Below are 14256 nucleotides of genomic sequence, written 5' to 3' on the forward strand. Positions count from 1 at the left end.
GAGGACCTCCGCCTCCTGTGTCGCGACGGGGTGAGCCTGGCAGCCCGGCGTTGGCGGCCGCGGGGATCCGGTTTCTGGCCTGTTCTGTTGATGCGTCAGCCCTACGGCCGGGCGATCGCCTCAACGGTGACCTACGCCCATCCCGCCTGGTATGCCGCTCAGGGGTATCAGGTGGTAGTGGTCGATGTGCGCGGACGAGGGGAGTCCGGTGGCCAGTTCAGAGGCTTCGCCCAGGAGGCTTCCGATGGTGCTGACTGTGTGCGCTGGGCTCGCCACCTGGACCACGCCAATGGACGGGTGGGGACGTACGGCTTCTCCTATCAGGGGCTCACCCAGGTGCTCTCGGACGGGAGCGTCCCGCAGGACTTCCCCGATGCCCTTGCACCGGCCCATTGCGGTCTTGATGAACGCTGCCACTGGGCCAGTGAGGGGGGGGCGCACTGGTGGGCCCTGGGGTTGGGCTGGGCCCTGCAGCTGGCGGCCCAGGGCTGTGCCCGTCGTTCTGACGGAGAGGGCTGGCTGGAGATCCGGCGCAGCCTCGAAACCGGCACATTTCTGCAGGAGGGCGTGAACCTGCTTGAGCGCCACGACCCCTTGGGAATGGGTCTGACCTGGTTAGGCCGTGAACCTGCCATCTCGGAGGGCTGGACCTGCCATCAAGCGCCCCTGGAGCTGCTACGCCGACCGATGCTGCTGATCGGCGGTTGGTACGACCCCCATCTTCGCGGCGTGCTGGATCTGTGGCGGCGGTCGCAGGCGGCGGGGGGTGATCCGTGGCTGCGCATCGGTGCCTGGTCTCATCTGAACTGGCGCGGCGGGCTCGATGCCCTGCAGCTGGCCTTCTTCGATCGGCACCTGAAGGCATCGGAGGTCTCGATGAGCCCCCCGGGACCCTTGCCCCCGCCGCTGCTGCTCGAGCGCCTGGGAGACGGTGCCTGGCGATCCCCAGATCCTGCCGCTCCCTCTGCCGACGCCTGGTGGCTCCGAAGTCAGGGGCTGGCGGCCGTCCGCGTCGACGAAGGCCAACTCATCCCCGGGGTCAGCACTGAGGGGCCTGCGGATGGTGCCGGTGCATGCACCCTGACCCTGGTGCACGATCCCTGGAGGCCACTGCCTGGCCGGGGCGGCCACCTGGGCCTGGATGCCGGTCCGGTCGACCGGGCTGATCTGGACGCCCGCAGCGATGTGGCCTGCTTCAGCACGCCCCCCCTGGCCGAGCCCCTGGAGCTGTTCGGCCAGCCCGAGCTCTGCATCGACGTGGCTGCTGATCAAGCCAGCTACGACCTCTGCGGTGCCCTCTCCGTGGTGGCTGCGGATGGCATGGGGGTGCGGCAATGGAGCACCGGGGTTCTCCGCTGCCGGAACAACCTCTCAGGCCTGCCCCAGCCCCGCAGCCTCCTGTTTCAGCCGGTGCTGCTGGCGCTGCGGCCCGGCGAGCGCCTGCGCCTGTCCCTGGGGGCTTCCTCCTGGCCGCAGATCGGAGTGAACTCGGGAGACCCGGATGTTGCGCCCGGGCCGGTGACCCACCGCCATCGGGTGATCACTCTTCAGTTCAGGCTTCCGGGCGCCCGGTTGCGCCTGCGTTCCTTGGCATCAGAGGGGCTGGATTAGGGCAACGTGCTTCGACCATCCCGGTTTCGGCCAAACTGTCGCCACCGCGCACCCCCTGCCGTGCTTCACCGCCGTCCTGCTCTGCCCTTGTCATTGCTGCTGCTGGGTGGCGTGGTCACTCCGCTCTGTCTCGGTGCTCGACCGGTTGTTGCGGGCCTCGGCTCGCTGGAGGGGAACGGGGATGGAGCCCCCACCCTGGTGGCTGAAGTCGCAAGCCCCCAACGCAAGCAGACCAAGCAGAAGCTGCGCAAGGCCGCCGAGAGGATCCTGCTCGCCATCCAGCAAAGCGATGCCAGGGCTCTCTATGGCTATCTGGCTGAGCCCGTGCGACGCTTCACAACCCCTGCCGCTATGCAGGAGCGCCTCGCCTCGCTGGGTGGCGTGCGCAGCACCCGGATCGAATCCCTGGTGCTCGGCGCCGATGACGGCACGGTGGAGGCGGAACTGGTCACCCCCCGTGGCACCCGGCCCCTCACGCTCATTCTGGATGGGGAGGGCAAGATTCTCGGCTGGGAGCTCGATCGCAGCCAGATCCCCGTCGAGGACACCGCCGTGAAATTCATTGAGGATCTGGCCGCTGGGCGGGTGCTGACGGCCCGCAGCCTGATGTCCGCCGCCATGCAGGAGGAGATGCTGCCGGCCGCCTTGCAGGAGCGCTGGCAGGGTCTGCAGAAGCTCACCGGTCCGTTCCAGCGGGTGCGGGGCAGCGTTTTCGCCGGCCGGGATGAGACGCAGCAGCTGGTGTTGGTCACCACCCAGTTCGGGCAGCTCACCGACAACCTCTTCGTGATTCTCAACCTGCAGGGCCAGGTGATCGGGGTCGATTTCCCCCTCGACGCCTTCTGATCCTCAACAGCGGGGCCCAGCCGTCGCTTCGCCCCGGCAAAGCGGCTTAAGCTCCGGCCCAGCACGTCAATGGATATGGCCCTGGTCTGCCTCGATTGGATGGTTGAAGACGGGCAACGGCTGGCGGAGTGCAGGCACGATCACCCCCTTGCGGTTCTTGGGCCCCAGCCCCTGCCGGATGGCGGCTGGGTGGTGCGAATCTGGATGCCTGAGGCCGATCAGGTCGAACTCCTCTGCAACGGCCGCAGCCTGGCGATGGCGACCCCGAACCATCCCTGGCTGTTTGAGGCCGAGGTCGAGGGGGATCCCGGCTGCTCCTATCAGGTGCGGGTGCAACGGGGCGGCATCGAGCACGTTCAGCACGATCCCTGGGCGTTCCGCCAGGAATGGATGGGTGAGATGGACCGCCATCTCTTCGCCGAAGGCAACCATCACCACATCTGGCACCGCATGGGGGCCCACCCCGGCGAGCGGGATGGCGTCGCCGGGGTGCAGTTCTGCCTCTGGGCGCCCAACGCCCGCAGTGTGGCGATCCTGGGCGACTTCAACAGCTGGGACGGTCGCCATCATCCGATGCAATCGCGGCTGGGCGGCTGCTGGGAATTGTTCGTACCGGGTCTGCGCCGCGGCGAGCTCTACAAGTACGAGATCCGCACCCAGGCGGGCCACTGCTACCAGAAGGCCGATCCCTACGGCTTCCAGCACGAGGTGAGGCCCAACACCAGTTCGCGGATCGCAGGGCTGGCCAGCTTCGCCTGGAATGATGCCGACTGGATGGCCCGGCGGGATGCGGCCAACCCGCTCGATCAGCCGATCTCGGTCTACGAGATGCACCTGGGCAGCTGGATGCACGCCAGCGCCGATCAGCCCTATGTGGAACCTGACGGCTCGGTGAGGGAGCCGGTGGCTGCGGCCGATCTCAAACCGGGTGCCCGGCTGCTCACCTACCCGGAGCTGGCCGATCGGGTGATCCCCTACGTGAAGGCCCGCGGCTTCACCCACATCGAACTGATGCCGATCTCCGAGCATCCCTTCGATGGCTCCTGGGGTTATCAGGTGACCGGCTGGTATGCGCCCACCAGCCGCTTCGGCAGCCCTGATGAGTTCCGGGCCTTCGTGGACCGCTGCCACGCCGAGGGCATCGGTGTGATTCTCGACTGGGTTCCCGGCCACTTTCCCAAGGATGGCCATGGCCTGGCCTTCTTCGATGGCGCGCACCTCTACGAGCATGCCGATCCGCGCATCGGCGAGCACAAGGAGTGGGGCACGCTGATCTTCAACTACAGCCGCAATGAGGTTCGTAACTTCCTGGTGGCGAATCTGGTGTACTGGTTTGATCAGTTCCACATCGATGGCATCCGTGTGGATGCGGTCGCCTCGATGCTCTATCGCGACTATCTGCGCCCGGATGGAGAGTGGCTGGCGAATGAGAATGGCGGACGTGAGAACCTCGAAGCTGTGCGCTTCCTGCAGCAGGCGAACTATGTCTTGTTCCAGCACTTCCCAGGTGCTCTGTCGATCGCGGAGGAATCCACCACCTGGCCGATGGTGACCCAGCCCACCAGCATCGGTGGCCTTGGCTTCAACCTGAAGTGGAACATGGGCTGGATGCACGACATGCTCGATTATTTCGAGCTCGATCCCTGGTTCCGGCAGTTCCATCAGAACAACATCACGTTTTCAATCTGGTATACCTATACCGAGAACTTCATGCTCGCCCTCAGCCACGATGAAGTGGTGCATGGCAAGAGCAACCTGCTTCACAAGATGCCCGGCGATGACTGGCAGAAGTTTGCCAATGTTCGGGCCCTTCTGACCTACATGTGGACCCACCCGGGCAAGAAGACAATCTTCATGGGCATGGAGTTCGGCCAGCGGGCTGAATGGAATGTCTGGGGAGATCTGCAATGGGACCTGCTCCAGTACGAGTCGCACCTGGGCCTGCAGCGGTTGGTGGATGATCTCAATGCCTTTTACAAGGCGGAACCAGCACTCTGGCGCGATGATTTCAATGAGTACGGTTTCCAGTGGATCGATTGCAACGACAACCGCCACTCGGTGATCAGCTTCATGCGCCGCGACAGCACCGGTGGTGGCTGGCTGCTGGTGGTGGCGAACTTCACGCCTCAGAGCCACTCCCACTACCGGGTGGGAGTCCCGATCGAGGGCTTCTACGCCGAGGTGTTCAACAGCGACAGTGCTCGCTACGGCGGCAGCAATCTTGGCAACCTCGGAGGAAAATTCACTGATCCCTGGAGTATCCACGGCTACGACCAGGCGCTGGATCTCTGCCTGCCGCCCTTGAGTGTGCTGATTCTTCGCCGTGATGAGGCCCGCAGTCAGATCTCTTCAGCCGCTGAAGCGACAGGGGAAGCCTGAGTCTCCACAGAAGAGATCTGCATACCCAGCTCTCTGGCTGCTTCCAGAATCCAGGGTCAGCCCTGGCATGAATTTGCCTGAGTGAACTTCGGGTCGGAGAGAGCAGAATCCACTGAGACGGCTCTTAGACTATGCCCAGATTCGCAGGCAAGACCTGTCCGTCAGGACGGGCTTCTGCTCGGGAGATTTTTCTCCGCAAGATCGAACGCTGACCCCCAGTGACTGAATCCTGGCGGCAGTCCTTGTCGATTGATTGCAGAAGTGTGAGCAGCAGTGCTTGATGGCTACATTCAGAGATTTCTGGAGTGCTGGAACCTGACTATTGACGGTTCAATCATCCAGGAGATTCCGCCTCAATTGCCCTGGCTTCTGACATAGCATTACCACGAAGAATCTTCCAGTAGAGTATAGCTAGCTCGGCTATTGATACACTTTATTTCAACCTCTCAGCTTTGGAGTGACCGTCAAGTCGGTCGTGGCGCCCCCTGGGCATGAGTCCTCCGCCGAGGCTCTCGGCTAGGTTTCCGATCGCGATTCCCCTGCCCTGACGACCCCCATGGCCGACACCCTCCCCCTGCTGCTGCGCGCCGCCCGAGGTGAGCAGGTGGAGCGTCCGCCGGTGTGGATGATGCGCCAGGCAGGCCGTTACATGAAGGTCTACCGCGATCTGCGCGATCGTCATCCCGGCTTCCGCGAGCGCTCCGAGAACCCGGATCTCTCCTACGAGATCTCGATGCAGCCGTTTCACGCCTTCCAGCCCGATGGCGTGATCCTGTTCTCCGACATCCTCACGCCCCTGCCTGGCATGGGGATCGACTTCGACATCATCGAGAGCAAGGGGCCGATCATCGAGCCCGCCATTCGCTCCCAGGCCCAGGTGGATGCGCTGCGTCCCCTGGATCCCGCCGAGGCCCTCCCCTTTGTTGGTGAGGTGCTGTCTCGCCTTCGCCAGGATGTGGGCAACGCGGCCACCGTTCTCGGTTTTGTCGGCGCGCCCTGGACCCTGGCGGCCTACGCAGTGGAGGGCAAGAGCTCCAAGACCTATTCCGTGATCAAGGCGATGGCCTTCCGGGAGCCGGCGCTGCTGCACCAGTTGCTGGGCCACCTGGCGGATTCGATCGCCGCTTACGTGCGCTACCAGATCGACTCGGGAGCCCAGGTGGTGCAGCTGTTCGACTCCTGGGCCGGTCAGCTCAGCCCGATCGATTACGACGTCTTCGCGGCTCCCTACCAGAAGCGGGTGATCGATCAGGTGAAAGCCACCCACCCCGACACTCCCTTGATTCTTTACATCTCCGGCAGTGCCGGTGTGTTGGAGCGGATGGGCCGCACCGGTGTCGACATCGTGTCGCTGGACTGGACCGTGGACATGGCCGATGGCTGTGCCCGGCTGCCCCAGCACCTCGGCGTTCAGGGCAATGTCGACCCCGGCCTGCTGTTCGGCACCCCGGAGGCGATCCGCGAGCGCATCCTCGACACCGTGCGCAAGGCCAAGGGCCGCAAACACATCCTCAACCTTGGCCATGGCATCCTGCCGGGCACTCCCGAGGAGAACGCCCGTGTGTTCTTCGAGACCGGCAAGGCCGTCCATGAGCTGCTCGGAGCGGCCGTTTGAGCACCACGGCCACCGAAGCCGGCCGTGCCATCGCCGATCCCGGCGTGCCGTCCAGGGCTCGGATCCTGATCACCGGTGCCAGCGGCTGCGTTGGTCAGTACATCACCGAAACCCTCTACCGCAACAGCGATGCGGATCTGTTGCTACTGCTGCGCGATCCTTCCAAGCTGAAGGTCGTGGATCCCAACGATCCCAGGATCACGCTGTTGGTGGGTGATCTTCGTGAGCTGGATCCCCATGCCGACGCCATCGCCAGCGCCACCCGCGTCATCCACACCGCAACCGCCTGGGGGGATCCGGAGCGGGCCCGCCAGGTGAATGTGGTGGCGGTGAAGCGGTTGCTGGAACTGGTGAATCCCGCGCGGCTGGAACAGGTGATCTACTTCTCCACCGCCAGCATCCTCGATCGACAGCTGAAACTCCTGCCGGAAGCCATGGCCTATGGCACGGAATACATCCAGACCAAGGCCCAGTGCCTCGAACAGCTGGAGGGCCATCCCCTGGCTGAGCGGATCGTGGCCGTCTTCCCCACGCTGGTGTTCGGCGGGAGGGTCACGTCCGGCGACCCCCATCCCACCAGCTATCTCACGGCGGGCCTCAAGGAGGCGATCGGCTGGTTATGGCTGGCCCGCTGGCTGCGAACCGATGCCAGCTTCCATTTCATCCATGCGGCCGACATCGCCACGGTCTGCGCCCATCTGGCCACCCACCCCCACGAGCCCAATCCCGAGCCTGGCCAAGGTGTGGTGAGACGCCTGGTGCTGGGTCAGGCACCGATCCAGATCAACGACACCGTGCGAATCCTCTGCCGCTGGCGGCGCTGCTGGTGGCCCTCGATCGGGGTGGATCTGCAGGGCTGGCTGATCGAGGCCTTGATCCGCCTGCTGCGAATCGAGGTGAATGCCTGGGATCGCTTCTCGATCCGACAGCGCCACTTCGTGCATGAGCCGGCGAGTCCGCCGGAGCGCTTCGGCAGGGTGAGCCTCGCCCCCACCCTGGAGGCGGTGCTGGAGACCGCGGCCGTTCCCCACCGCGGCCGGATGGACTGAAGCAGGCTGCAAGCACAAGAAAATGTTGCAGATCTGCCTTGCAGCCGCAACATTGCCGACCTCTGCCCCTTAGTTTTGTCTGGTTGCTCGTGCTTTGATGCGCCGTCTTTTTTCACTGCTCGCTCTGTGCCTGGCGCTGGTGCTGGGGGCAGCACCTAGCTTCGCCGCTGACGTGGCCCACGGTGGCCAGATTTTCTCCGCCAACTGCGCTGCCTGCCACATGGGTGGTGGCAATGTGGTGAATGCTGAGCGCACTCTCAAGCAGGATGCCCTGGAGGCCTACCTGGCTGACTACAGCAGCGGTCACGAGGCTGCCATTGCTGCTCAAGTCACCAAGGGCAAGAACGCCATGCCGGCTTTCCTCGGCAAGCTGAGCGAAGCCGATATCGCTGATGTGGCCGCCTACGTTGAAGACATGTCGTCCAAAGGCTGGGCCTGATCTGCATCTGGCTTCTTGCCATTCAATAGCTTCATTCGGGTGTGATCAGGCAATCATTTGCCTCGATCACACCTTTTTTGCTTGCCGACCAATTTGCCCCTCGATCCTCGATCCCTGATGGCCTATTGCCATTGATGTCGATCGCTGGCACCCGTTCGACTGGCCCGCCATCCTGACCTCAAGCCAGGGAATCCAGGCGATGTCACGAGAGCAACTCATCCGGCTGGTTGCCGATGCAGAACGCGATCCCGCCCTTCGAGAGGAGCTGCGGGGTTGTTTTGCCGCGGGCCAGAGCTGGACTTCAGTGGTTGGCAAGGCGCGTTTGCGCGGATACGAGATCCAGGTCACGGATCTGCAGGATGCGCGTTCGGCTGATCATGCCGCCAGCTTCCTGGAAGCCAGCAGGGTCTCGGCGATCGGATCCCTGTGGGGTTCCTCACCGGTGTTGCCCAGTCAGGCCGCTCAGCTGGCGGCGCGACGGCAGGCGAGCACCGCCAGATAAAGATCTTCGGGTACCTCGCGAATGTCGTATTCGCTGGGAAGCACGCCATGCACGTGTTGATGAACGGCCATCCAGCAGTTCCTCTCTGGATCGGCTGCCGTGGCATCAAAAGCCCGCGAGGCCTCGACCAGATCCTGCACCAGTTGCGCGTCGGGGACAGGGGGAGTGGGTTCTGCCAGGTCCTGCTTGGGTGGCGGGGTTGAAGACATGGTGGTTACGGAGACGTTGGGTTCAGAATCGATGAGTTCAGAGACGCTGGTTGCCGATGGCTGCGTTGCATACACGCTGGTTGTCGCCAGAGTGGCTTCTGACAGCGTCGGCTCGGCCACAAATGGCTCGGACCTGGAAGAGCAACCCCCACAGGATCCCCAATCCGGCCCATCATGCCCAGAGTGGCCCTTGATGTGGACGATGGGACTTCGCTCAGGACTGGTGGGCTCGCTGGTTGCGGCGGCGCTGCTGCCCCTGCTGCGGCCGGCACTCGCCCTGGCCCAGAATCAGCCCTACGCCGTCCAGGGCCTGCCTGCCTACCCGCCCTGCCCCCTGGTGGTTCCCAAGAGCCAGTCCCTGTTTCAACCCCTGCGACTCAGGCCCAGTCAGGTTGCCTCCAAGAACGCCCGCGGCTGCCTCTCGCAGGCCGATGCCATTTACGGCTCCAATGGCTGCCCGACCCGTCTGTGCCCGCGTGACAGCGGCGCCTTCCAGCTGACCCCTCCAGGATCAGGAAACCCCATAGCGCCAGCTGCCCGTTGAGGTTTCCGACCGGCAGGCCGCTTCTCAGCTGCCGCTGCCGTAGGCCACATGGCAGACGGTATTGAGCAGCTGCGCCTGGTCGACGGTGTCAGGAATCTGGCCGTTCAACAGACCGGCCTGACAGTTGGCCGCTCCCAACAAGGTGGCGCCATCGTCCATGGAGTAGGTGAAGCTCACTCCGTAGGTGCCCACCGGATCCACGGAGGCGTAGTTGAGCTGGATGCTGGTCTGGGGCACCACGATCACCGGCGATTGTTCTTGGGAGGCCGTATTCACCAGGCTGGTGATGGCAGCTCCTGTTGCCAGCCCGGCGACCCCCCAGGCGGCTGCATTGGCTCCCCACCAGCCCCAGGTGGAGGGTTGCCAGCCATACCAGCCGTGGTTCCAGGGTCGGTTGTTCCAGTAACCGCCATTGGCCCAGTTGGAATGCCAGCCGTTATAAGGGCGGTTATAGAAATTGTTCTCGACGTTCAGATTTCGGTTCACGTCGATGCTGTCCCAGCCCGGGCGTGCACCAGGGCCGTACATCGGGTGGTAGCCCCGGTAGCCACCGCGCCAGGCGTCGCCATCTCCACGCCAGGCCTCTCCCCCACCGCTGAAGTGATAACCACCCCCACCTCCGCCCCAGCCCCCATGGCCACCGCCGCCGCCACCTCGGGCCTGGGCACTGATCGCTGAGAGGTTGAGAACAGCCACCAGGGCCAGGACACCAGCCCTGCGGGTTCCGGCAAAACAGCAGCGTGGCAGGCAAGCCATGGCGGGAGCAAAGCGACGGGGAATCGGAGTGCGCACACTCTTGATCCATAGCTAGCCAAGGATGTGCGGATTCGATGGTCTGCCCCGCCGGTGCCACGCGGCAACGGCCCCCTCGCGGATCGGTTCTTTCGCCATTTGGCTACGGCCTGCCCAACCTGAAGGGGGAGCACCGACCGATCCGGTTCGGTGCTCCTCTCCCTGGGCTCTGTGGTCTGCCCATACGGTTTTCTCAAGCACCCGATCAGGAAGGTTTCGCCATGCATCCCACCGCTGAGCTGTTCACCGAGAAGGCCTGGGGCGCCGTCGTGGCGGCCCAGCAGCTGGCCCAGCAGAAGCGCCAGCAGCAGATGGAAACCGAGCATCTGTTCGCGGCCCTGCTGAGCCAGCAGGGACTGGCCGGCCGGATCCTTGAGAAGGCCGGCGTGGATGTGGGAACCCTCAGCCAGAAGGTGGAGGCTTTTCTGGCGTCTCAGCCCAGCCTTGGGGCTGCCCCCGAGAGTGTGTACCTGGGCAAGTCCCTGAATGTCTGCTTTGACCGTGCCGATCAGGCCAAGGCCGAATTCGGAGATCATTACATCTCGATCGAACATCTGCTGCTCGGCCTGGTGGCGGATGATCGCTGCGGCCGGCAGCTGCTCAGCCAGTGCGGCGTCAACGCCAAGACGCTGAAGGCCAGTATTGAAGCCGTGCGCGGCAGCCAGACAGTGACAGACCAGAATCCCGAAGGCACGTACGAGTCTCTGGAGAAGTACGGCCGCGATCTCACGGCCGCAGCCCGCGAGGGCAAGCTCGATCCGGTGATCGGCCGCGACGAGGAAATCCGCCGCACGATCCAGATCCTGTCGCGGCGTACCAAGAACAATCCCGTGCTGATCGGTGAACCCGGCGTCGGCAAGACCGCCATCGTCGAGGGTCTGGCCCAGCGCATCGTCAACGGTGACGTTCCCCAGGCCCTGCAGAACCGCCAGCTCGTCTCCCTCGACATGGGTGCCCTGATTGCCGGCGCCAAGTACCGCGGCGAGTTCGAGGAGCGGCTCAAGGCCGTGCTCAAGGAGGTGACCGCCTCCGAGGGCCAGATCGTGCTGTTCATCGACGAGATCCACACCGTGGTGGGGGCCGGTGCCACCGGCGGCGCCATGGATGCCAGCAATCTGCTCAAGCCGATGCTGGCCCGGGGCGAACTGCGCTGCATCGGTGCCACCACGCTGGATGAACACCGCCAGCACATTGAGAAAGACCCGGCCCTGGAGCGCCGCTTCCAGCAGGTGTTCGTGGATCAGCCCACGGTGGAGGACACGATCTCGATCCTGCGGGGCCTGAAGGAGCGCTACGAAGTGCACCATGGCGTTCGCATCGCCGACAACGCCCTGGTGGCCGCCGCCGTGCTGTCGAGTCGTTACATCGCCGATCGTTTCCTGCCGGACAAGGCCATCGACCTGGTGGATGAATCCGCTGCTCGCCTCAAGATGGAGATCACCTCCAAGCCTGAGGAGATCGATGAACTCGATCGCCGCATCCTGCAGCTGGAGATGGAGAAGCTCTCGCTCGGCCGTGAATCCGATCCGGCCAGCAAGGATCGGCTGGAGCGGCTTGAAAAGGAGCTGGCGGATCTGAGTGAACAGCAGAGCGCCCTCAATGCTCAGTGGCAGGCGGAGAAGGGCTCGATCGATGAACTCGGTGCCATCAAGGAGGAGATCGAGCAGGTGCAGCTGCAGGTTGAGCAGGCCAAGCGCAACTACGACCTCAACAAGGCCGCCGAACTCGAATACGGCACCCTGGCCGAACTCAACAAGAAGCTGGCCGCCAAGGAGGCCGTGCTCAACGCCGGTGATGGGGAGAAAACGCTGCTGCGGGAGGAGGTCACCGAAGACGACATCGCTGAGGTGATCGCCAAGTGGACCGGCATTCCAGTGGCCAAGCTGGTGCAGAGCGAGATGGAGAAGCTGCTCAACCTTGAGCAGGATCTGCACACCCGTGTGATTGGCCAGCAGCAGGCCGTCACGGCCGTGGCCGATGCGATTCAGCGTTCCAGGGCCGGCCTGAGTGATCCGAACCGGCCGATCGCCAGCTTCCTGTTCCTCGGTCCCACCGGCGTCGGCAAAACGGAGCTGTCCAAGGCGCTCGCTTCGCAGCTCTTCGATTCGGAAGAGGCGATGGTGCGCATCGACATGAGCGAGTACATGGAGAAGCATGCCGTCAGCCGCCTGATCGGAGCTCCTCCGGGCTACGTGGGCTACGAAGAGGGTGGTCAGCTCACCGAAGCGGTGCGGCGCCGCCCCTACGCCGTGATCCTGTTTGACGAGGTGGAGAAGGCCCACCCGGATGTGTTCAATGTGCTGCTGCAGGTGCTCGACGACGGCCGCGTCACCGATGGTCAGGGACGCACGGTGGACTTCACCAACACCGTGTTGATTCTTACCAGCAACATCGGCAGCGCCTCGATTCTGGATCTGGCCGGCGATCCCGCCCGCCATGGAGAGATGGAGAAGCGGGTGAATGAGGCCCTGCGCAGCCACTTCCGCCCCGAGTTCCTCAACCGCCTCGATGAATCGATCATCTTCCACAGCCTCAAGGCCGAGGAGTTGCGCCAGATCGTCGATCTGCAGGTGCAGCGGTTGGCCAGGCGCCTGGAGGAGCGCAAGCTCTCGCTGAAGCTCTCCACCGAAGCCCTCGACTGGCTGGCGGCCGTGGGCTACGACCCTGTCTACGGCGCCAGGCCGCTGAAGCGGGCCATCCAGCGGGAACTGGAAACCCCGATCGCCAAGGCGATCCTGGCCGGAAGCTTTCCGGCCGGCTCCACCATCGCCGTGGAGGTGGAGGCCGAGCGGCTGAAGATCAGCCTGGCTGAAGCGGCCCGCCTGCCGGTGCTGGTGTGAGGGTGGTGTGAAGGCTGGGCCGCCCCAGTCACCGATCAGCCTCAGTCACCGATCAGGTGAAGGCTCAGCTGGCGGCGGTGGGGCACGGCCCGGTGCTCCCAGAGATAGACCGCCTGCCAGGTTCCCAGCACGAGGCGCTTCTCCTCAAACGCAAGGCTGAGGCTGGTCGCTGTGAGGCTGGTGCGGATGTGGGCTGGCATGTCGTCGGGGCCCTCATCGTCGTGGCGGTAGCGGTAGCGGCCACCTTCGCCACTGATCGGCCGCACCCCTTCCTGGGGCACCAGCGCCCTCAGGTAGGCGGCCAGGTCATCGAGGACCCTTGGGTCGGCGTTCTCATTGATGGTGAGGCTGCAACTGGTGTGCAGTGCCACCAGGGTGGCGAGACCGCTGTGCAGGCCGCTGCTGGCGATCCGCAGCTGCAGCTCGGCGGTGAGATCGGTGAAGCCGTCGCCGCAGGTGGTGACGCTGAGGCGGTGCAGGCTCTGGCGGAGCACGGTTCGAATCGGGCGGTTGCGCTGCATAGCATCGGATCAGAAGCAGACGCTCCATTCCTCGATGCGCAATCCGTTTGCATGGATGCTTGGCCTTTCGGCCCTGGCGCTCCTGGCCCTGCCGGCCCAGGCGCAGCGGGTGGTGCCCAAGATCGGCTCGATCTGCCCGATGGGCTACGTCGACACCCTCAATGGCAAGTGCAGCACCCTGGGCCTGATGAACTACACCGTGAGGCCCACCAACGGTGAAGCCTGCCCGGAAGGATGGATGAACGTGGGCGGGAGCTACTGCCGCAAGAAGTGAACCAGGTCCTTCTTCTGCAAGAAATGAGCCAGACCCCTCTCCAGACCGTCGCCAGCCTTTCCGGCGGTCCATTACCCGCCCCCGGTGCCGCTGCTGCAGACCTCACGATCCTCTACGACGGAGGCTGTCCGCTCTGCCTGCGGGAGGTGCGCTTCCTGCGCAGGCGTGACGGTGAGCATGGACGGCTCGCCTTCGTCGATGTCGCTGCGGTCGATTACGACCCCTCCAGCCATGGCGAGATCAGCTATCGCGATGCGATGGAGCGCATCCATGGCCTGACCGGCAGTGGCGAGGTGGTGCGTGATGTGGAGGTCTTCCGACGGGCCTATGCGCTGGTGGGGCTGGGCTGGCTCTATGCCCCCAGCCGCTGGCCGTTGTTGCGTGGCATCGCCGATGGCCTCTATCGCCTGTGGGCCCTCTGGCGGCTGCGGCTCACCGGCCGGCCGTCCCTTGATCAGCTCTGTTGTGAACGCGAGGGGCGCTGCTCCCTCTGACGCAGCGTGTCCGCCTGGAGGCGCGCACGCTGCATTCCTTTGCCAAGTCAGGTGGTCAGCCGCAGCCGTTGCAACAGTGCAGCAACAGGCCATCCTCAGGAGCTGGATCCATCGACGCGGGGACCCGACTCCTGAGCGCAC

The 14256-nt window shown here is 64.4% G+C and carries 14 protein-coding genes; 11 read left to right on the forward strand and 3 right to left on the reverse strand.

Annotated features, from left to right (window positions below; translation table 11 throughout):
• Positions 1 to 30 precede the first annotated feature (30 nt).
• From H8F24_RS15275 to H8F24_RS20265, 7 genes are all read left to right on the forward strand, one after another.
• The gene (locus tag H8F24_RS15275) at positions 31 to 1611 is read left to right on the forward strand and encodes a CocE/NonD family hydrolase (RefSeq protein WP_231598311.1); all 1581 of its coding nucleotides are present in this window, start codon (positions 31 to 33) and stop codon (positions 1609 to 1611) included.
• 60 nt (positions 1612 to 1671) lie between these two features.
• Positions 1672 to 2457 carry a DUF3887 domain-containing protein gene (locus H8F24_RS15280; protein ID WP_197170155.1) on the forward strand — a complete coding sequence of 262 codons (786 nt, stop codon included), beginning with the start codon at positions 1672 to 1674 and terminating at the stop codon, positions 2455 to 2457.
• 75 nt (positions 2458 to 2532) lie between these two features.
• The gene (gene glgB / locus H8F24_RS15285; protein ID WP_370594759.1) at positions 2533 to 4836 is read left to right on the forward strand and encodes a 1,4-alpha-glucan branching protein GlgB; all 2304 of its coding nucleotides are present in this window, start codon (positions 2533 to 2535) and stop codon (positions 4834 to 4836) included.
• 556 nt (positions 4837 to 5392) lie between these two features.
• Positions 5393 to 6451: a uroporphyrinogen decarboxylase gene (gene hemE, locus H8F24_RS15290; RefSeq protein ID WP_197155225.1), complete on the forward strand. Its 1059-nt coding sequence runs from the start codon at positions 5393 to 5395 to the stop codon at positions 6449 to 6451.
• Entirely contained in the window at positions 6448 to 7500 is a 1053-nt protein-coding gene (locus tag H8F24_RS15295) for an NAD-dependent epimerase/dehydratase family protein (protein ID WP_370594760.1), read from the forward strand. The genes hemE and H8F24_RS15295 overlap by 4 nt, the downstream gene beginning before the upstream one ends.
• A gap of 97 nt (positions 7501 to 7597) precedes the next feature.
• Positions 7598 to 7939, forward strand: a complete 342-nt coding sequence (locus tag H8F24_RS15300; protein ID WP_197155226.1) for a c-type cytochrome — start codon at positions 7598 to 7600, stop codon at positions 7937 to 7939.
• Between the two features lie 199 nt (positions 7940 to 8138).
• Positions 8139 to 8441: a Nif11-like leader peptide family natural product precursor gene (locus tag H8F24_RS20265; RefSeq protein ID WP_197155234.1), complete on the forward strand. Its 303-nt coding sequence runs from the start codon at positions 8139 to 8141 to the stop codon at positions 8439 to 8441.
• On the opposite strand, the gene H8F24_RS15310 is transcribed toward H8F24_RS20265, so the two are convergent.
• Positions 8402 to 8650, reverse strand: coding sequence for a hypothetical protein (locus H8F24_RS15310; RefSeq protein ID WP_231598312.1), 249 nt, complete (start codon positions 8648 to 8650; stop codon positions 8402 to 8404). The two genes, H8F24_RS20265 and H8F24_RS15310, sit on opposite strands and share 40 nt — an antisense overlap.
• 223 nt (positions 8651 to 8873) lie before the next feature.
• Between H8F24_RS15310 and H8F24_RS15315 the strand changes: the two genes are divergently transcribed.
• Entirely contained in the window at positions 8874 to 9194 is a 321-nt protein-coding gene (locus tag H8F24_RS15315) for a hypothetical protein (protein WP_197155236.1), read from the forward strand.
• 24 nt (positions 9195 to 9218) lie between these two features.
• Here the strand turns inward: H8F24_RS15315 and H8F24_RS15320 are convergent, their stop codons facing one another.
• Positions 9219 to 9950, reverse strand: a complete 732-nt coding sequence (locus H8F24_RS15320; protein WP_197170157.1) for a hypothetical protein — start codon at positions 9948 to 9950, stop codon at positions 9219 to 9221.
• Between the two features lie 257 nt (positions 9951 to 10207).
• Between H8F24_RS15320 and clpB the strand changes: the two genes are divergently transcribed.
• Positions 10208 to 12826, forward strand: a complete 2619-nt coding sequence (clpB, locus tag H8F24_RS15325; protein ID WP_197170158.1) for an ATP-dependent chaperone ClpB — start codon at positions 10208 to 10210, stop codon at positions 12824 to 12826.
• Between the two features lie 41 nt (positions 12827 to 12867).
• Here the strand turns inward: clpB and H8F24_RS15330 are convergent, their stop codons facing one another.
• Positions 12868 to 13347 (reverse strand): secondary thiamine-phosphate synthase enzyme YjbQ, encoded by a 480-nt coding sequence (locus tag H8F24_RS15330; protein ID WP_197155245.1) that lies wholly within the window; start codon positions 13345 to 13347, stop codon positions 12868 to 12870.
• A gap of 34 nt (positions 13348 to 13381) precedes the next feature.
• Between H8F24_RS15330 and H8F24_RS15335 the strand changes: the two genes are divergently transcribed.
• Complete coding sequence (locus tag H8F24_RS15335; RefSeq protein ID WP_197155247.1) at positions 13382 to 13621, forward strand: hypothetical protein; 240 nt, start codon at positions 13382 to 13384, stop codon at positions 13619 to 13621.
• Between the two features lie 23 nt (positions 13622 to 13644).
• Complete coding sequence (locus H8F24_RS15340; RefSeq protein WP_197170159.1) at positions 13645 to 14115, forward strand: thiol-disulfide oxidoreductase DCC family protein; 471 nt, start codon at positions 13645 to 13647, stop codon at positions 14113 to 14115.
• Positions 14116 to 14256 lie beyond the last annotated feature (141 nt).

The sequence above is a fragment of the Synechococcus sp. CBW1002 genome (genome assembly GCF_015840915.1).
In the GTDB taxonomy this organism is placed as follows: domain Bacteria; phylum Cyanobacteriota; class Cyanobacteriia; order PCC-6307; family Cyanobiaceae; genus CBW1002.

Coding starts and splice junctions, on each gene's coding strand:
- glgB (WP_370594759.1), top strand. CDS start 2,533: ATGGCCCTGGTCTGCCTCGATTGGATGGTTGAAGACGGGCAACGGCTG.
- hemE (WP_197155225.1), top strand. CDS start 5,393: ATGGCCGACACCCTCCCCCTGCTGCTGCGCGCCGCCCGAGGTGAGCAG.
- H8F24_RS15300 (WP_197155226.1), top strand. CDS start 7,598: ATGCGCCGTCTTTTTTCACTGCTCGCTCTGTGCCTGGCGCTGGTGCTG.
- H8F24_RS20265 (WP_197155234.1), top strand. CDS start 8,139: ATGTCACGAGAGCAACTCATCCGGCTGGTTGCCGATGCAGAACGCGAT.
- H8F24_RS15310 (WP_231598312.1), bottom strand. CDS start 8,650: ATGTCTTCAACCCCGCCACCCAAGCAGGACCTGGCAGAACCCACTCCC.
- H8F24_RS15320 (WP_197170157.1), bottom strand. CDS start 9,950: ATGGCTTGCCTGCCACGCTGCTGTTTTGCCGGAACCCGCAGGGCTGGT.
- clpB (WP_197170158.1), top strand. CDS start 10,208: ATGCATCCCACCGCTGAGCTGTTCACCGAGAAGGCCTGGGGCGCCGTC.
- H8F24_RS15330 (WP_197155245.1), bottom strand. CDS start 13,347: ATGCAGCGCAACCGCCCGATTCGAACCGTGCTCCGCCAGAGCCTGCAC.
- H8F24_RS15335 (WP_197155247.1), top strand. CDS start 13,382: ATGCGCAATCCGTTTGCATGGATGCTTGGCCTTTCGGCCCTGGCGCTC.
- H8F24_RS15340 (WP_197170159.1), top strand. CDS start 13,645: ATGAGCCAGACCCCTCTCCAGACCGTCGCCAGCCTTTCCGGCGGTCCA.